The sequence below is a fragment of the Streptomyces sp. MUM 203J genome (assembly GCF_022414595.1).
In the GTDB taxonomy this organism is placed as follows: Bacteria; Actinomycetota; Actinomycetes; order Streptomycetales; family Streptomycetaceae; genus Streptomyces.
The window spans coordinates 1-18,742 of record NZ_JADWYO010000085.1 but is presented as its reverse complement, the minus strand read 5'-3'; the positions used below and the strand labels follow the sequence as shown (position 1 = coordinate 18,742).

Below are 18,742 nucleotides of genomic sequence, written 5' to 3'. Positions count from 1 at the left end.
GGGACATCCTTTCTCCTGGACTCAAGATCCAAGTGTCTCGGGTGTCCAAGATCCGGGGTCAAGGCCCCGCCGCCAGTAGCTTGCCCGACTCCCGGAACTCGTTCGCCTCGGCTGTCGCCTCCAGAAGAGCGCCAAGGCGCTCTTCCAGGGAGCCGCTGCGCCGTGGCTCGGCCCAAGGCGCCGCCTTGGCGGCCGGCTCCGGTGCGAGCGGGCCGAAGCAATGGAGGTAGCGGTTTTGGAAGCGCAGTTGCTGGACCTCGACGTCGGGGTATGCCTTCAATACTTCCCAGAGTGCCGGGCGTTGTCTTTCAGGGAAGGCGTCTCCGAGCACCACTCCGCTGAGCGCATCGCGGATGTCGATGTGTGCCGGGAGGAGTGACTGGTTGAGCAGAACGAGCCGGTACTCCGCCTCATTCTCCCAGTCCCGGTACTTCCTGAAGAACAGAGATTCGTGGTTCGCCTTGGCGTACGCCAAGGCGGCGGCGTCGACGCCGAATTCCCTGATCTGCCCGATGTCCAGTCCGTGCGGCCCAACCCCCTGGGTGCTCACGTAGCGAACGGGGCCATGGAAGCGCAGTGCGGCTGAGCCAGTCTGTTCCTGGAACGCCGTGATCAGCCGGGCGCGGTCGAAGCGCAGGCAGACGCCCGTATGGCTGGTGCCGTAGTGGGCCCACAGCGACAGGTGTCCCCAACCCCGCGAGGCGTCACGGTTCCAGACGTGGTCCGGCAGCGTGAAGTCCCGGGTCAGGCATACGACTTTGGCGTGTAGGCGGATGTTCCGGTCGATGTCGGCCCACAAGTCCATGTGCCCTGAACCTTCGGGCCAGTTCTCGTCGTCATGGTGGGAGCTGAGGTTGGGGTGCAGGGGCCGCGACTCCCACAGGTCATTCGTTGATTCGAACGGTGACAACCGCAGAGTCCCGCTGGCCAAGATGTTGTACATGGCCACATTGGCGTTCGTGTAGTGGTAAAGATCATTGGTCTCGGATCTCTGCGCTCCAGCCACCTCCAACTCCAGAGCATCCAGGGCGGCACGGGAAAGGCTGAAGCCCCTGTTTGAGGCCGAAGATTCAGAAGACGTCATGGCGCATGTTCCTTCCTCTGGCAGTACCTCTCCAGGCAGAGCCCTGAGGCAGCAGCGGCAGCCTACACCCTTATAGCGTCAGAGTGACGATAATGGGCGATGCGCCGTCACCTGCAGACAGCCTGCGATGCCCGACGGTGTGAGCAGCCGCACCGCGTGTCCGCAGCGTCGGCGGCCGACCTCGCGGCGCAGTCCGGCGGTTCCGGTGACAACAAGCTGCCTTTGTGACATCTATCGCGCTTCGGCTCACACAACTGGACAGGTTCCTGCCCGGTCGGCGCCGGGTCAGTAGTCGAGGTCGAGGTAGTCGATGTCGTTGAGGGTGACGTCGGTGAGTCCCATGGCGCGGTTTCCGCCGTCCTGGAAGTAGATGTCTTTGAATCCTTCGGCGATGATCTGGCGCATCTGCTGGTCGCTGGCGCCCGCGTCGCGGGCGTCGAAGAGGCGCTGTGCGTAGGTGGGGGGGAGGTGGACGGTGAGGCGGCGCAAGCGTCCGTCGTCGGTGGTGCCGATCGGTGCGGTGTAGCCGAACCGGGCCCTTGTCTCCACTGTGATCCCGCCGGTGGTGGCGGCCTGCTTGCGTCGGCGTTTGCGTACCTGTGGCTGCCAGCGGGCCCGTACGGCTGCGTCGATCCGTTCGGCGATGGCCTGGGGCGGGTGCTTGCGCTCACCTTTGCGGTAGCGCTCCACCGACCGCTGGCTGACTCCGATCTCCTGGGCAACAGCCCGGGTCGTCTTGAGCTGCTTGATCAGGAAGTTGATGCGGGCCTGGAGGGTCTTGGGCGGCTGGCGGGTGAAGGCTTCCCGGTCGGCGCGTTCGATGGCGTCGTCGATCTCTCCCACAGTGCCTACTCGCCTTCGTCCAGGACAGCGTCGCCGCCCTTGATGTGACGGGCCGGGTTGAGGCCCTGTTCCATGAGGTCGACCGCCCACAGCATCGACTGAACACCCTCCAGCTTCGCCAGGCCCGGTGTGGGCCCGAGGCGGAAGGCGCCGGGCTGCGGCTTGCCGGACGCGGCGTAGGGCAGGAAGTCCAGAGGGCTGTCGCCCGGTGAGGGGTAGACGACGCAGTCGGAGAGTACGGCGAGCGGATACAGGCCCGTCATCGTGGCCATGTTGCGCAGTTTGCGGTGCATGTTGACCCGGGCCTTGGAGATGACGGCGGCACGGATATCCGGACGCCAGGTGGGGCGCTGGAGGGCCGGCCACCGCTCGCCCTCCTTGTACTTCTTGCCCTGGGGGCGTTCACGCAGTTTGCCGATGCCGCCCTTGACGGTGGCCTTGATGGCGGCGAGGACGGCCGCCATCGCCGGGTCGGCGTCCTTGTGCCGCTCCATCGCCGCGAGGAACTCGGTGTCGGAGAGCTCCCGGGTGACGCCGAGGTCGGCGAGGGTGTCGACGTAGGCGTTCTTGAGCCGGTCGTGCCACGGGTCCAGGTACGCGCCGGTTTCCCGCCGCAGGTACGCCTCGATCGGGTGGACGTCGTAGCCGAGCTCCTGGGCGTAGGCGACGGTGTGCGTCTGGTACCAGGCCGGGCCCGTGGGCGGGGAGCCGTCCGGCGTGAACGGCGAGGGCAGGCGCGGGTCCAGCTCGACGTGGGACAGGTCGACCAGCCAGCTCCCGGGGATCTTCGGGTTGAACTTCGGGGCGTGGAAGTGGTCCGGGGCGGACAGGCCGACGACCAGGCGGGCCGCGGCGGCGAGGAAGGCGGTGTTGAGGTCCAGGCCGACCGCGAAGGGCAGCGTGCACTCCTCATCGGTGAGCAGGTCCACCGGCCGCACCCACTGGTACGCCTCCTCATCGAGGAAGCCACCGGTCCAGCCGCTGCCCACGACGACGGGGTGCTCAGCGGTGGCCTCCGGCGGCGCCGGGTCCATCGGCTCCGTGCCCAGCGAGCCCGGGTTGTAGGCGGACACCCAGTTCCCGGTCTCCTCATCGCGCTCCGGCTTCGTCGGCGGGCGCAGCGCCGTCATCAGCTCCAGCCCGGACACGGCCGTCGATCCGCGCGGGGTGATGACCCGGGTGGCGTACACGCCCAGAACGCGGGCGATGTCGGCCGGCTCCATCTCGCTCACGCCAGGCCAGGACCGCTCATCAAGGGCGTCCCAGGACAGGACCGCCAGCTGCACACACTGCCGCTCCCGCCCCTGCACCTTGCGGTAGATCCTTGCCCACGGGCCGAACCCCCGCTGGGTGAGCCGCCACCTCGCTTTGACCACCTGCTTGACCACCGGATGGTCCTCGGGCAGGCGCAGGGAGCGGCGCTGCTCGTGGCCTTCCAGGCGCTCGGGCAGCCCCAGCTTCACGGCGGCCGCGGCGGTGAGCACGATCAGCGGGTCGCTGTCCTTGCCGTAGCGGTTGAGCTTGGGCGCGCCGAGGCCGGACTCGCGCAGCGTCCACTCCACCAGCTCCACCACCGTGGTCGCCGGGCAGTCCAGCATGATCCCGTCGACGCCGTACGCGCAGCCGTCACCGTCCAGGACCGCGAGGGGCCCGTGCGGGAAGCGCGGGTCGGCCGCAGGCAGCGCAGCTTTCTTTGTGGCCGGATGTCGCGATGCCGAGGTGGGCCTGGGGGCGGCGGGGCGCACCGGTGCCGCAGCCGGAACGGCGGGAGCCTGCGGGGCGTCTGCCGTCACCGTGGACGCGGCCGGCTCGATAGACGCCGCTGGCGCCGGAGTAGCTGTCGGGGCTGCGCCGGGGGCGGGGTACTTCGCCGCCCATCCCTTCAGCAGCCGCTGGTAGGCGTCCAGGCGCGGCGATTTCGGCTCGCTGCGGCCGTTCTCCCAGTTCTTCACCGACTGGGTCGTGGTCTTCAGCGCGGTGGCCAGGCGGGCCTGGGTGATGCCGGCAGCCTCACGCAGCCGAGCACGCTCCGCCGGAGGCGGCAGGTGCGGCTCCTCGTTCAACAGAGCGTCGACCGACGCGAACAACTCTTCCTCAGATGCCATGACCCCGCACCCTCTCCAGGCCAGATTACTTAACCACAAACTTACCCCATTCTTTAACCTTTCAGGGCCCATTCCAGCCCCAGCGCGGCGAGTGCGGCGAGTTTGTCGGTGGTGAGCTTGGCGCGGCGGCTCTTGGTGTTGCTGAGGAACACTCCGAGTTGGACCTCTGTGCCGTCCTCCAGCCGTTCTACGTGGGCCCTGGGGACCTTCACAGAGCCCTCGCGGGCCTTGTACTGCGCCAGGGCAGCAACGCCGCGCTCGAAGGCGCTCAGAGGCGCTGTGGACGGTTTCGCGGGCTCCTCCGGCTTCGGGGCGTGCGGTGTGATGCCGAGCTGCTCCAGGCGTTCGCGCTGTCCGTCGGTCAGGGCCTGCCAGACCTCGGGCTTGCGCTGCCGGGCCAGCCATTTGCCGATGTCCATTCCGTGGACCGTGACCCCGGGCAGCACCTCCGCCTGGCCCTCCTCGTCGGCCAGGAGCTCGCGCAGCGCGGCGTAGTGCCGCTGCCAGTCGGCCGGCCACTCCGGGTTCCAGTCCTCGTCCACGGCCTCCAGCGCGGCCTTCCACTCGGGGTGGCCCTCCAGCGCACCCGGGCGGCGCAAATTGCTGAGCCATTGCCCCACCGGCCGGTCCAGGGCCACGGCGGACCTTGGAGCACAGAGGGTCCAGTGCTGGTCGTAGTAGGCCTTGGCGGCTTCCAGGTTCTCCTGGAAGCGTTCATCGGCCACGGACCACACCATGCCGAGCCACTCCAGCCTCTGCGCGCGCTGCCCGCTCATTTCCCCGGCCGCGTAGGCCCGTCGCTGCTCCGCGACCCACTGCCCAAGAGGTGTCGCACCCTCCCGGTGCCCGTACGGCACCCGTGCGTTCCCGACCCGCTCGACGTACGCCTTCAGTTTCGCCCAGCCGCGAGCCCAGTCCTGGCGTTCGGTGTCGATCAGGTTGAAGGAAACCCAGTCCGCGACCATCGCCGGATCCCTCGGGGCGGCAAAACGGAGCAGCAAGCGGGATTCCTCCTCGCCCTCTTCTGGCGCGACACCGATGTTCATGGACGGCTGCGCGACGTCTTTCTGAGGCTCCTGCGGGATCGCGAGCAGCTCGATGGCCTCTTCGTCGTGAGCCCGCAGACCTTCCAATACCTTCACCAACGGGCGATACGATCCGGAGGTGAACATGTCCTCGGGCTTTTCCCCGGGCTGGAGGAATACCGGCACGATCAAAGAGGCGAGTTTCCCTTGTCCAGGCTTCTGACGGAGCGCCCGGCCGATGGCCTGGACGATGTCGTGCGGAGCGCCCTTGGGGTCCAGCAGGGCGACGCTGTCCACGGCTCGGATGTCCATTATCTTGAGGTGGGGGAGTGTGAGGGACGTTAGTTATGTCTGTTACCTGCAGAGATGGCAAAGGGGTTGACGGACAGCCTGCCGGCGTCACCCCGATCTTGGGTCGCTGGTGGCGTCTGGGCGCGAGTCTTCAGGAGAGCGTGCTCGTACTGTGCAGGTCCGGACAGTATCTGGGGCTACTCGACTGCGAAGGGCGTGCCGTCGAGTGTGGTGAGGGTCGGTGTTGTTTCCAGCGCAGTGAGGAGCACGATCTGCGGGGTGTTCTTGCCTGCGCGGAGGTCTCCGTGTACTTGTTCCTTGACGGCTGTGAGCATGGCCTCTTTCCAAGCGGGGGCGGCGGTTGCGAGCACCAGGTGCGTGGCTCCTACCTGTCGGCTGCCTTCAAGGAGTTTGTTCAGTTCCCTTTTGGTGGATTTGGGGTTTGCGGCCAGGGCGTTGCGCTTTTTAGCCTCGCCGACGTACAGGGCGTCCATGGTGACCACAGCGAAGTCGAACTCGACATAAGCCTGACCCCGGTCCATCAGTTCGAATTCCTCGGCGACGAGGGCTGAGCGTGTCGGGGCCTGAGAGCGCAGGTGACGTGTGGCGAGCAGAGGGTAGTTGCCGTCGTTCGTCAGTAGCTCTGCTACAGCGGGATGAAGCTCGTAATACCACTGGGGCTCTTCGAGTGGAAGTTTCCAGCGTTGTTGCTCAAGAACGTTGCTGCTGCCGCAGCGCCTGCAGGCGTAGTGCTGACGAATCTCGTCCAGAGGATAGAACTCGTAGATAGGGCACGACGCGCAGCCGAGCACGAGGCCGCGGCGCAGTACGCCTTGGGCTGTCCATGTATCGATCTGGGCACGTCGATCATCCAGCGGCCATGCGGCAGCCAGGCAGGATGCGATGCCTGTCCAGGAAAGGACTGTGCCGGTCTTTAGATCCCACGATCCGTGTTCCGGCAGGGATTCCCGCTCGGGACCTGGGAGCCAATGGCGAAGTAGCTTCCAGCGGTTGGTTGCCGCCATATCCTCGAGTTTCGTGCGAGAGCCCAGCAGCCTCTGGGTAACTCGCGCGCGTTTACCGGCAGGGCTTGGCTGGACCAGGTGTGGTTCTGCGGCTGCCGACAGGATCGCGGTGAGGGAGGGCCAGGACAGTCGCGGGCCTGCGAGACTGCTGGCGAGCGAGGCGTCGGCGGGTACAAAGTCCCATCGGTGCGACCAGTAGGTGATACCGCCGTCGGCTGCGCGGACGAACGTCTCATATTCGTTCTGCTTCGGTGCCAGCAGGGCCTTGGCGAAGAGGCGGCGGTGGGGCGGTAGTGGGTGCGGCGCCGTGAGGCAGACTTGCCAGCGGTGCCGTGTCGCGTCCAGCCCTGCGGGCACTTCGGGCTGCATCCTCAGGGATGCGGTCAGTGAGCCGTCCTGAGACTCCTCCACTGGAATGGGCTTGGGCTGGTCCCACGCACTACTGAGTACGACGAGTGACCGTCCTGGCGTCGACAAGTCTGCCGGGGCAGTGATTTCGTAGGGGGGCTGATCTTCCGTCGAATCATTCACGACCCAGCCACGGTTATCCCAGCAGGCATCCATCCGCGCGCGCAGAGCATCAGGGGCCAATGAGGCACTGGTCACCCTGACAGTCTCCCGTAGGTGGCCACCAAGGCGTCCCTGCACTGCAGATACCTGATGCCAGCGTAGATCGGCCCAGGGCAGCCAGACGGTGCTCCCGTGTACCTGGTGGCTGAGCTGCGCGAGAGCGAAATCTTCCGGCTGGTCACCCAGAACGATGACGGGCGTCTCCTCGTATCGACCTCTGCTAATCCGGATACACGCTCCGGTAGCCGGGTTCAGCAAGGATGTGACGGTGTCGGGAAGGTCAGGGCGCAGGAGAGTCTTCTCGCCAGCCACAGTGGCCTTGCGCCAATCGGATTGGACAGGAGCAGTGCTGCCCTCGCCGACCTCTCGCTCCACTTTCTCTACGCCGACCTGCATGGCAAAGGAAAGGGCATCAGAGGAGCTGATGTGGGAGAGTGGAACGCCCCAGCCGGGTTGGTCCGTTACGGCAGAGAGCGGTGTCAGTAGTGACTGTGCCGCGTCGTCCGAGATTGAAGCGCACTGAGCGTGGTTCTCGCGGTCGATCCTGTTGATTCCGTACCGGCCGCGTAGTTGAGCAACGGCTTCTTCGATCTGTGCGTCATCGGCGGTTGGCCAGAAGCGGGCGCGGAGTGATTCAACGCCGTGAGCATGGGAGCTGGTGTCAATGCCTTGCTTGGCCAGGACTCGTTCGATAGTTCCTGGGAAGAGGTCGTCAACAGTGGCACCTGTGGGTTGATAGGCGACGATGTGATCAGGCTGGAGCTTGTCGAGGACAGCCCTGAGTGCAGGATGCCCAACGGTGCTGACGGGCAGTGTCGCGCTGGCGCAGCCACCCCAGATATGGCTGAGCGCACCGAGTGCAGCAGCTGACCAGCGGATCCAGTCGGTGCCCTCAGGCGCGATAACGAGCAGCCTTGGCGGACGGACGAACGAGTGAAGATCGAGAAAATTACTAGTCAAGGTTGCTCCGTGGCCTACATAGAAGGTCCATGACTCTCCCGACTCCGACTATTCTCTCCCGCGCCTATGCCGGACTGTCGATTACTAGCGGCGAGGAAGTGTGAAGACGTTTGCTGGGCCTGTCCCGGCAGGCGGTAGAGGCTGCGCATTGCTGATGCTGCGTACCGGGCATGGTATCTAGGTCGATCACTGGTCGATGTCGTCGAAGAGGCTGCGATGCGGCCCAGGCGGCTGGTGTCCGCCCCGCTGACCACTGTGATCGTTCGCAGCGGCAGGTTCCCAACTGTCATTGCTGGGTGGCCGAGACCGTCGCTCGTCGTTATAGAAGTCGCGTGCGTGATCGAATTCTGCGGCTGCGTCGTCATCGCCCCGCTGCCCGAATGCCCAGCTGTACTGGAACAGGGCGTTGTCGACAGGATCGTCGTCGCCTCCGTCAGCGTCCGAGAGCCAGTCGCTCAGCATGTCGTCAAGCTGCGGAACGAGTTCTTGCCGCACGTAAGCGAAGAGCACTTCACGATCTTCCTTGGTGAGGAGAACACGCCAGGCCTTGCCGTCTATCCAGGATGGGTCAAGGCTGGATACGGCCAGTTCCTTCATGTGCTCAACGGCGCGTCGCCGGGTTTCCTCGGGGAGGAGGCCGGCCTGGTAGAGCCGTGCGAGTACGGTCGTCCGCACGTCATAGGACGCCAGAGGGCGGAACTGAACGAGTTCTTCGTAGACCTGTGGATCTGTTTCCACGTAGGCGCGCAGGAAGCTGTCGCAACTGCTGTGTGCCAGGTACGCCTGTACAGCCTGCTGCCGGTCGTGACTCTGTTGCCAGGACTCAAGACGTCCATGGGGCTGCTGGCGGAGGACGGCCACGCGGCGGGCTACGTCGAGGTAGAGCGAGGGCGGGATGCGTAGCAGGGTGCCTTGACGCTGCTCGCTGCCGGGGGCGAGGCAGTCGGTGCGTGACAGCAGAGCCTGATCGCTCATGCCCATGAGGACCATGGGCAGTAGATGGGGCTGGGTGGTCAGCCAGGCGGCGAAGCCTTCCCGGAGGGTGGGGTGGTGGAACGTCCAGTATTCCTGTCCGTCGGATGACGTGCTGAGGCGGAGGAAGGAGCCGGTGAGTGCGGCCAGGGCTTTGCTGACGCCGGCCCGCGTGGATCCGGCCCGTTCGACGATGTCGCGGTCGCCGGCATCGAAGACGACCGGGTTCGGCAGGCCGGGTAGTGCTTTGTCTCGGGCCGTGGCGTAGGTGAGGGCGAGCGCTGCGTGGGCATGGGTGTCCAGCTGGTTGTAGACATCGCTGAGCAACTGCTGGGACTGGGCCATGAACGTCGTGATGCCCTGCCGGGTCAGGGGCGATTTGGATGTGAACGCTTGCAGCCCCAGACGGCGCGCGGCCTCGGGGCGGAAGGGGGTGGCGTCGGCTGCTGCTTCCAGATGCGGCTTCATCTGGGCGCGCACGTCTTGGGGCTGGTCGCCGGCAGCGAGGTGGTTGTACAGGATCTGCTGCCGCTCTTGGCGGGTGAGGTCGGCGACGTCCACGGTGACGTGCTGCTCGTGCAGCCGGGGATAGGCGTACGACTTCAGCAGCGGCCGGGCTTCGTTGTAGATGTAGCTGCGGGAGGTCAGCACCACCCGGGCGCCGTTCTTGACCGCGCTCATTACGTGAGGCAGGTCGCGCGCCCAGGCGTGGGTGAGGTGTTCCTCGTGGCGGACCGCGCCGAAGGCGTCGTCGAGCCAGAAGAACTGATCCTTCTCATGCGGATTCCAGCGCTGCACGAGTTCTTCGGAGGTCCGGGCTTTGATGGCCGCGCAGCCCCAGTTATCGGCCGCACTGATGGCCAGCATCAGTGCGATGACGGACTTTCCGACGGCCGGGTCGCCCAGAAGCAGCACAAAGCCGTGGTCACGCAGCGCGCGGGCGGCTTTGCGGTAGACGCCGGTGACGACGAATGTGGCCACTTGTTCAGGCGCAGACGCCATGAGCACCGAGGCCTGGGCATAGGCGCGCTCGTCGAGGATCTGCGATAGGTCGCCGAGCCCGTAGACGCGGGGGACGAACATCCGCAGCCCTCGATGTGCGGCGATCATGTCGCTCAGCCACTGCCCGTCCAGGACCAGCGGATGTGCCACCCCGGCCGCGCGCAGCCGACGGCGGATCTCCTCCTCGGAGGTGCCGGTGACCCGCGCGTTCGTCAGTAGAACATACGTTCCGCACACCCCGCGCTTCACCAGGGCGCTGGCCTTGGCGAATTCATCTTCCAACTCGGACGGGGCGAGTGTGGCATCGGCTTTTTTGGTGTGTTTGCACTGCACCACGAACGGCCCCGGCGGTATGTCCTGCGTGTCACCGAGCTCGTTCGGCGGCTGCCAGGTGCCGTAGAAAGCGCCGTCCCGGCCGCCGTCATTGGAGTCGGCGAATGCCTGCACCGACTGCCCCCATACCTCCCGCAGGACAGCTGCGCACAGGTCCTGGAAGGCCCGCCAGCCCAAGGTGTGCAGGGTAAACCGGGGAGAGCCGACAGCCACGACTTCGCCTGCACTGCTCACGCTTCGTCCTCACTGTCATCGTGCTCATCGGCGTCATAGCCAGCGAGTGCGGTCATGGCTTCCCACATGGCCTCATCGTCGTAGTCCGGCACTACCAGGTCAGGTGTCAGGCTGTCGCTGTCGGGATCCAGGTCCTCGGACTGGGTCAGCACCTCAACCAAGAACTGCTGCGCAGCCTTCAGCAGGCCGAGGTCCTCCAGCCACAGGCCGAACTCCAGACTGCGGCGGGAGCTCCCTGTGCCGTTGGCGCTGCCCAGCCACAGCCGATGTGGCGTGAAGCCGGTGACATCCGCCACGCCCCCCAGGCCATCCTCGTCGTGCCACCACAGCTCACCCAGCAGCAGCATTTTGGTGTGGAGAATTGGGACGAGATGGTTTCCGGCCTTGCGGTAGCCCAGGGTGCGCAGTGCCGGCAGTCGGATGCGTTCCTGCGGCGAGCCGGGACCCAGCACTGGCGCCTCGCCGTCCTGGTGGAAGCGCAGCTCCTCCAGTTCGGAGAAAGCCCAGGCTGGGAAGCCGGCCGCATCTTTCACAGCCTCGGCGACCTTCCGCAACCGCTCTGCGTGGTACTTGCCCTGCGGCTGCTTGCTCACCACCACGCAGGCGGAGGGGAACTCGGCGATGCGCTGCAGCAGCTCAGTATCGTCCACCCATAAAAAGGCCCCGAGCATCGCAGGCCCCAGACTTCGCGACCGCCGCTGCTGCTCGCGATCACGCCGGAACTCGTCAATCCCCTCGACGAGACCGGCCAGCACGTTCGTCCCGAACTGGATGGGACGCTTCCCGCCCTCCAGGACTGCCTGTACGTCGAACTGCTTGGAAAACGACGGATCCATATGCCCCCCTGTGCCGCCAGCATTATGACGCGACACCGCAGACCGCCGGGCACCGAGCGGTGGTGTGATGGCCATTGCTCCTTGCCGCACGTGGCAGGCTGGTCCGGTTGCTACGTGCCGACCCGAGGTGCGCGCACCTGACCAGCGCTGACGACGTCGACTCCAGGGACTCTGTTTATCTAGAGGTGCGCGGGCGTGTGGGGCACGTAGGGTACGCGCCCCGACCGAGGGTGGAGGGGTGTTCCAGGAAGCCCGATACCGGCAGCGTGGGCGGGAGTTACGTTCGGCACGTGTCTCCTCAGTTCCTCGCGTTCCAGTCGATCTCTGCCGATGGTGGGGTGCGGTGGGTGGTGGTCGATGACGGCACCTACGCCCTGCACCCGCAAGCCACGGCCTACCTGGCCTCGCTGCGGTCGCGGGGGTGTTCGCCGAACACCGAGCGTGCTTACGCGGGCCGTGTGGCTCTTTACCTGAACTACTGCCAGGACCGGGGCATCGACTGGGCTGCTCCGCGTCTTCTGGAGCTCGCGGGCCTGCAGCGGTGGCTGATCTCCGAGCCTCTCGCCCCGCGTTCTCGCCGACGGCCGCCGCTCGAGCCGCAGTTCCGCTCGCCCGGGACGGCGAACGCGGTGATGACCGTGGTCAGCGGCTTCCTCCGGTTCGGCGCCGTGCATGGCTGGGTCACGCCGCAGACGGTGGCGATGCTGTCAGAGCCGAAGCAACTGTTCCATCTGCCCCCGGGCTACGACCCGGGCGAGGCGGGCCAGCTGCGGACCGTGGCGGCGGCCGCGTTCCGCTTCGCGCTGACCGATCCGGGCTATCAGGACCTCAGCCTGGAGCAGATCGCCGCGATGATCGCTCTGGCGGGACGGGCCCGGGACCGGTTCCTGATCGCGCTGCTGGCGTGTACCGGGCTGCGGATCGGCGAGGCGCTGGGGCTGCGCCGCGGCGACATGCACCTGCTGGCCTCGTCCCGCCTGCTGGGCTGCGGCACCGACGGCCCGCATCTTCACGTTCACCGCCGCACGGACAATCCCAACGGCGCGCTGGCCAAGTCCCGCCGCTCCCGCACCGTCCCGGTCACCGCCGACCTGGTCGCCCTCTACGCCGACTACCAGTACGAACGCGACACCGTCGGCCCGGCGGCCGACAGCGAGATGGTGTTCGTCAATCTTTTCCGCGCGCCCCTTGGACGCGCAATGTCCTATCCCAACGCCAAGGACCTCTTTGACCGCCTGGCCCGCGCCGCCACCCACCCCTTCCGCCCTCACATGCTGCGCCACTCCGTCGCCACAGCCTGGCTGCGAGGCGGTGTGGACCGCGATGTGGTCCAGCGCCTGCTGGGGCATGCCTCACCGCTGTCGATGGAGCGCTACCGGCATGTCGACGACAGCGAGACCCGCCAGGCCGTCGAACGCGTCCAGGCCCTGCGGGAGCACTCATGAGCCTGGAGCTTCGTGTGCCGGCGCCCGCAGGCGCGCCGGACCACATCGCCTGGGACACCGGGGCTTGGAGTGCCTGGCTTCAGGACCGCATCGACCCGGGCTGGCGGGCGGGGGAGTGGGACATACGGCACTGGCTGTTCACCGGCGACCTCGACGACCCGCGTACCTCCTCCTCTACCTGCCGGACCCGGCACTGCGATCTCATCGTCAACAGCCGCAACATCTTCTGCTCGCTGTGCGCCGAGCATCTGAAGGACTCCGACCTGGAGACGGACGAGTTCGCCGTGACCCACCAGCCGGTGCGCGAGCGAAGCGCCCGCGGCATGGTGACGGCCCGGTGCTCAATCACCCGTGGCGGCGTGCAGTGCGTGCGTCCCCGCCACTGCAAGGGCATGTGCTGCACCCACTACAACGCCTGGAAGTACCACGCCGTCAACGGCACCGAAGAGACGTGGCTGCGCGACCGTGCCCGGCCCTACACCGACGTGATCCCCTGCCTGGTGCCTGCCTGTCCCAGCCCCTCCTACAACTCCCGTGGCCTGTGCAACTACCACGCCCGCCAGTGGAGCCAGGACAACCGCACCCAACCCGTCGACGCCCGCCAGTGGGCACCGGGCCAGAGCCCCTACCTAGCCACCCACCAGTTCAGCCTGCTGCCCCTGGGCGACCTGCTGCGCCACGAAATGCTCTACGCCCTGCAGCAGGCCGACCGGTGGACCCGGATGCTGGAGCCCCACCGCATTCGCCACCTCGTACGCGACCTGTCTGGAGCCACCACCCTTCTGGCCGACGACGTCGGCCCCGACCGGCTCGGCAGCCGTGACGCCGGCGCGGCCCGGATCCTGCAGCGGTTGACCGCCGCCGCCCGGACCGGCTTCGAGGAGTTCACCGGCCGCCCCCTGGACGACCCCGACGTCCTGGACCTGCGCACCATCGGCCTGCGCACTACGACAGGATCCGCACCCCGCCACATGTCCGGAACCGCGGACCTGCGCACCCTTCACCAGCCGTGGCTACGCCACCTGGTACGGCACTGGGCGACCACCAGTTCTCCCCGCACCGACGTCTTCTCCAACACGATGCGCGCAGTCACCATCGCCTCCCGCGCCCTAGCCCAGCGGCCGGGACAAGGACTGGACCCCACCGCCCTGACCTTCGCCGACGCCTCCGCAGTCGTCGATGCCGTCCGCACCGCCGTCCGCAAGGACGGCACCCTCTACCGATCCTCCCAACGGCGCACCCTCGCCGGTTGCTTCTTCCAGTTGATCGACTACGGCCGCCGTTCAGGACATCTCGACACCCTCGCCGGAGCCTTCACTCGCGACCCCGTCGAGCACCGCATCCGCTTGGAAGAAGTCGACGAGGACGGCATCGGCAAAGCCGTCCCCGAATCCGTGATCCGGCAGCTCGACACTCACCTGCACACCCTCGGCCGCGGTGACGTTCAAGGCCGCCGCGACATTCCCGCCGCCGACCTCCAACTGCTGTACCAGACCGTCTACATCCTCCTGAGGGACACAGGCCGCCGGCCCCTGGAGATTGCCTCCCTGCCCCGCGACTGCCTGGAGACCGACCACGGCCAAATCTCCTTGATCTGGGACAACCGCAAACGGCGCCGACACCGCCGCCGCCTGCCGATCACTACCTCCACCGCCGAAGACATCCGCCGATGGCAGACCCGCCGTGACCACCTCCAGCTCCCCACCAGCGGTGACGCCTACCTCTTTCCCGCCCTCAGCGACCAGAGCGCCGAGCGGCACCTCAGCGCCAACTACATCAGCGAAACCCTGCGCACCTGGGTCGACTCCCTGCCCGAACTCCACGCCGAAGGCACCGACGCAAGTGGCCTCCGCCTCCCCTTCAACCGCGCCCTGATCTACCCCTACGCCTTCCGCCATTCCTACGCCCAGCGCCACGCGGACGCCGGAACCCCCGTAGACGTGCTCCGCGAACTGATGGACCACCACTCCATCGCCATGACGCAGCGCTACTACCAGGTCTCCCTCAAACGCAAACGTGTGGCGGTCGCCGCTCTCACCGCCCACGTCGTCGACCGCCACGGACACCCCACACCCAACTCACCCAGCAGCTACGACCTGCGCTCGGTCGCCGTCCCCTACGGCGGATGCACCGAACCGTCGAACGTCAAAGCCGGAGGCGACGCATGCCCGATCCGCTTCCAGTGCGCCGGCTGCGGCTACTACCGCCCCGACCCCTCCTACCTCCCCGCCATCGAGCAGCACATCAACGAACTGCGCGCCGACCGCGAAACCGCCCACGCGATGGACGCCGCCGACTTCGTCATCACCGCCCTCACCGCGCAGATCACCGCATTCGAGCAGATCGTCGACCGCATGCGCCGACGCCTGTCCGCCCTGCCCGCAGCCGAGCAGGAAGAACTCGAACAGGCCAGCGCCATCCTGCGCAAAACACGAGCCGGCACCACCCGCCCCCACCTGCCGCTCACCGTCCTCAACCCACCCCGGAACAACTCACGATGAACCCACACGGCAATCCGACTCCGCTGGCACAGGCCCGCCGCCGCGACAGCATCGACAAACGCCTCCGCGTCCTGACCGCCCTCGAACACCTCGAACGCGACGGCAACCCCATCACCCACACCGCCGTGGCCCGCACCGCCGGTGTTTCCACCTGGCTCACCTACGCCGAAGGCGTCCGCGAACACATCCACGCCGCGCAAGCCCGCCAGAACGCACAACCCACCGGACATCGACCCAGTCCTTTGGGCCCAGCCACTCTGCGCACAGACCTGGAACTAGCCCGCCAGGAGATCACCACGCTCCGAGAAGAACGCGACGCTGCCAGCAGCCAGAACCTGGCCACCCGCGTCGACGAACTCACCCAGCACAACCACCGCCTGGCCGACCAGCTCCAGCAGGCCACCAGCGAGAACACCGCACTCTACGCCCGCATTACCGAGCTGGAAGACGACCTCGCCGCCGCCCGCATCAGCCTGCGTCGCATGATCCGCGACGAGAACCTCAACCAGTAACCCCGCTCCGCAACGCCACTGCCAACGGAACGAGGTCGCTGCCCCCGTCAGGATCAGGCCCAGCGGACTCCAAGGTCGGCCAGTGCCTGGAGTTTCTCGCCGGTGAGCTTTGCGCGCCTTGTCTTGGTGTTGGTCAGCCACACTCCGAGCTTGATCTCGGTGCCGTCCTCCAGCCGCTCCACATGCCCCCGAGGGGCAGTCAGGGAGCCGGTGCGGGCCTTGTACTGGGCGAGGGCCGCCACGCCCCGCTCGAAGGCCCCCACGGGCGTCGTGGACGGCTTCGCGGACGCTTCTGGCTCTGGGGCGTGCGGGACGACGCCGAAAGCTTCCAGGCGTTCGCGCTGCCCGTCGGTCAGGGCCGCCCAGATCTCGGGCTTGCGCTGCTTGGCCAGCCACTTTCCGATGTCCATGCCGTGGACGGTGACGCCGGGTTCGACGTAGGCGAGGATGGTCTCCTCGACGAGCATCTCCCTCACCACCGCATAGTGCCGTTGCCACTCGGCCGGCCACGACGGGTTCCAGTCCTCGTCGATCGCCTTCAACGCGGCTTCCCACTCCGGCTTGTCGGCGAGCGCGCCCGGGCGGCGGAGGTTCGCGAGCCACTGCCCGATGGGCCGGTCCAGCATCGTCGCGGTCCGAGGCGCGCACAGCGTCCAGTGCTCCTCGTAGTACGCCCTCGCGGCCTGAAGGTTCTCCTGGAACCGCTCATCCGCGACCGACCAGACCATGCCCAGCTTCTCCAGCCGCTGCGCGCGCTGCCCGCTCATCTCCCCAGCCGCGTAGGCCCGACGCTGCTCCGCGACCCACTGCCCAAGGGGTGTCGCACCCTCCCGGTGTCCGTACGGCACTCGCGCGTTCCCGACCCGCTCGACGTACGCCTTCAGCTTTGCCCAGCCGCGCGCCCAGTCCTGCCGCTCGGTGTCGATCACGTTGAAGCTGACCCAGTCGGCGACCATTACCGGGTCTCGCGGTGCGGCAAACCGAAGCAGGAGACGGCTTTCTTCCTCGCCTTCCTCGGGCGGAGTGCCGATGTACTCGGACGGCTGCGCGATGTCCTTCTGCGGCTCCTGAGGGATCGCGAGCAGCTCGATAGCCTCTTCGTCGTGAGCGCGCAGACCTTCCAATACCTTCACCAAGGGCCGGTACGATCCCGAGGTAAACATATCCTCCGGCTGCTCACCGGGCTGAAGGAACACCGGAACGATCAAAGAGGCAAGCTTGCCCTCCCCCGGCTTTTGACGGAGAGCCCGGCCAATGGCCTGGACGATGTCGTGCGGAGCACCCTTGGGATCCAAAAGGGCAACACTATCCACTGCCCTGATATCGACACCTTCCCCCAAAACGCGACAATTCGAAAGCACCGCCCGCCGCGCCGTCGTACCGAAACCGCCCAGGACCTCCCGTCGGCGCTCGGGGACATGCTCGCCGCACAGCCAGTCCGCCCAGATCTTCGCCGGGTACTTCTCGGGCTGGTCCGCGTGCAGCTTCGCCGCGACGCGCTCCAGGCCCTCCGCGTACGCCTGCGCCTCTATCGTCCGGTGGTGGAAGGTGATGCACGTGCTGAGGTCGTGCTGCGCCATCGTGTGCAGCAGTGCCGCCTGGAGCGCCCCGAGCCGCTGACCGCGCACTTCCTCGCTGCGCCGGTCCTCGCCCATCAGCCGCTCCGGCGTGACGACCGGGTCCTGGAGCTCCAGGACGATGATCTGGTAGCGCGCCAGCAGACCGCGCGACACAGCCGACGCGAGCGACAGCTTGTAGAGGACCGGCCCGAAGACCTTCTCGTCGTCCATGGAGGCCGCCATCTCCCGCGGCAGCGGGTCACGCACCCCCTCCGCGACCTCGCGGTTGAGCCGCTCTTCCCAGAGCCGCGGTGTGGCTGTCAGGTACAGCCGGCGGTACGCCGGGATGACGGTCTGGTCGTGGATGTCCGCCCACGCCTTCCCCATTGACCCCGACGTCCTGTGGGCCTCATCGACCACCGCCAGGTCCATCGGCGCCAGCTGCTGGCCGTACGCGCCCTCGAACGCCTCGGCCAAGACACCCAGGCTGGCGTACGTCGCGTAGATCGTCACCGGCCCCGCCCCGTGCCACAGCGACAACTGCACGGGGTTCGTCGTGGAGCGCACCTTGAGACTCCACAGCTCGGGGTCGTCCTGGAGCGAACACACGGCAACCGCCGGCCCCCTGTGCCCGACCCGGTGCCACTCCCTGACCGTTTGCGTCAGAAGATCCAAGGTCGGCACCAGCACGAGAATGCGCCCCTTCGGAAGCATCTCGCGAGCAGCGAACGCGGCAGTGATGGTCTTTCCGGTGCCGCACGCGGAAATCACCTGACCACGCAAACCGTTGACCGGAATACCCCCGGGAGGGACGTCGAGACCGCGCCGAATGGCGTCAACAGTCTCAATCTGATGCGCGCGCAGATCGCTTTTCTTCATGACCACGGGAAAGATCTCCTTCTTTCGGAATGTAGCGCGCAATCAGAAAGGGAAGTCCGCCGCCGCGGGACGGGATGGTGGCGTCTGAGACCAGACTCTACACAGTTGGTACTCATGATGCATCACCCATGATGCAGGTTCGCCCGGCAGGCTGATACCTGACTGAATCTCGCCCCACACGCAAGGTTCGTGCGGTATGATGGCGGGGCATCGGTGAGCATGTCAGGGTGGGTTCGGCGGTAGGTGATGGGTTCGGGTGGAGCGCAGCGGAGCCCGTCACTTCGATGAGGCCGGCACCCTGTCAGACTGACGGTCCGTCACTCTCTCTGCGGGGTAGCGACTGGGATTCCCAGTCGCTACACGGGCCCGCACGTGATGCACCTCCCCTTGTAGCCAGCTCCAGCGATCGCGCTTGCGCGGTCGCCTGTAATTCGCGCTTGCGCGAATTACATTCCGTCCAGAATTCCGTTTACGGAATTCTATTCCAGCGCTTGCGCTGGAATTCGAATTGCGCTTGCGCAATTCGCGCATCTATGCCCCCGGCTTGCCGGGGGCATATCCCGCTC

Annotated in this window: 10 protein-coding genes and 1 pseudogene; 3 read left to right on the top strand and 8 right to left on the bottom strand. The window is 66.8% G+C overall.

All coding sequences use genetic code 11. The features are described 5' to 3' along the window. Window positions 1-58: 58 nt before the first annotated feature. The 7 genes and pseudogenes from I3F58_RS27255 to I3F58_RS27225 all read right to left on the bottom strand — a co-directional run bounded on the left by I3F58_RS27255 (window position 59) and on the right by I3F58_RS27225 (window position 11,355). A complete protein-coding gene (locus I3F58_RS27255) occupies window positions 59-1,084 on the bottom strand; it encodes a DUF2971 domain-containing protein (RefSeq protein ID WP_240111371.1) in 1,026 nt (341 codons plus the stop codon). A gap of 285 nt (window positions 1,085-1,369) precedes the next feature. Then, the gene (locus I3F58_RS27250; protein ID WP_240111370.1) at window positions 1,370-1,927 is read right to left on the bottom strand and encodes an XRE family transcriptional regulator; all 558 of its coding nucleotides are present in this window, start codon (window positions 1,925-1,927) and stop codon (window positions 1,370-1,372) included. 5 nt (window positions 1,928-1,932) lie between these two features. Next, window positions 1,933-4,032 (bottom strand): helix-turn-helix domain-containing protein, encoded by a 2,100-nt coding sequence (locus I3F58_RS27245; RefSeq protein ID WP_240111369.1) that lies wholly within the window; start codon window positions 4,030-4,032, stop codon window positions 1,933-1,935. A 53-nt stretch (window positions 4,033-4,085) separates the two neighbouring features. After that, a pseudogene (locus tag I3F58_RS27240) lies at window positions 4,086-5,369 on the bottom strand (Helicase associated domain protein); the annotation flags it as partial. A gap of 176 nt (window positions 5,370-5,545) precedes the next feature. Further along, window positions 5,546-7,903 carry a hypothetical protein gene (locus I3F58_RS27235; protein ID WP_240111368.1) on the bottom strand — a complete coding sequence of 786 codons (2,358 nt, stop codon included), beginning with the start codon at window positions 7,901-7,903 and terminating at the stop codon, window positions 5,546-5,548. 186 nt (window positions 7,904-8,089) lie between these two features. Further along, window positions 8,090-10,444: a restriction endonuclease gene (locus I3F58_RS27230; protein ID WP_240111367.1), complete on the bottom strand. Its 2,355-nt coding sequence runs from the start codon at window positions 10,442-10,444 to the stop codon at window positions 8,090-8,092. Then, entirely contained in the window at window positions 10,441-11,355 is a 915-nt protein-coding gene (locus I3F58_RS27225; RefSeq protein ID WP_240111366.1) for a hypothetical protein, read from the bottom strand. Before I3F58_RS27225 ends, I3F58_RS27230 begins: the two co-directional genes overlap by 4 nt. 215 nt (window positions 11,356-11,570) lie before the next feature. Here I3F58_RS27225 and I3F58_RS27220 point away from each other — a divergent pair, with 215 nt between their 5' ends. From I3F58_RS27220 to I3F58_RS27210, 3 genes are read left to right on the top strand one after another with little or no spacing between them, the layout of a single operon-like run. Further along, window positions 11,571-12,725, top strand: coding sequence for a tyrosine-type recombinase/integrase (locus I3F58_RS27220; RefSeq protein WP_240111365.1), 1,155 nt, complete (start codon window positions 11,571-11,573; stop codon window positions 12,723-12,725). Continuing rightward, the gene (locus I3F58_RS27215) at window positions 12,722-15,226 is read left to right on the top strand and encodes a site-specific integrase (protein ID WP_240111364.1); all 2,505 of its coding nucleotides are present in this window, start codon (window positions 12,722-12,724) and stop codon (window positions 15,224-15,226) included. Before I3F58_RS27220 ends, I3F58_RS27215 begins: the two co-directional genes overlap by 4 nt. Beyond that, window positions 15,223-15,738, top strand: coding sequence for a hypothetical protein (locus I3F58_RS27210; RefSeq protein ID WP_240111363.1), 516 nt, complete (start codon window positions 15,223-15,225; stop codon window positions 15,736-15,738). The genes I3F58_RS27215 and I3F58_RS27210 overlap by 4 nt, the downstream gene beginning before the upstream one ends. A gap of 53 nt (window positions 15,739-15,791) precedes the next feature. Here the strand turns inward: I3F58_RS27210 and I3F58_RS27205 are convergent, their stop codons facing one another. Beyond that, window positions 15,792-18,176 (bottom strand): DEAD/DEAH box helicase, encoded by a 2,385-nt coding sequence (locus tag I3F58_RS27205; RefSeq protein WP_240111372.1) that lies wholly within the window; start codon window positions 18,174-18,176, stop codon window positions 15,792-15,794. Window positions 18,177-18,742: the final 566 nt, after the last annotated feature.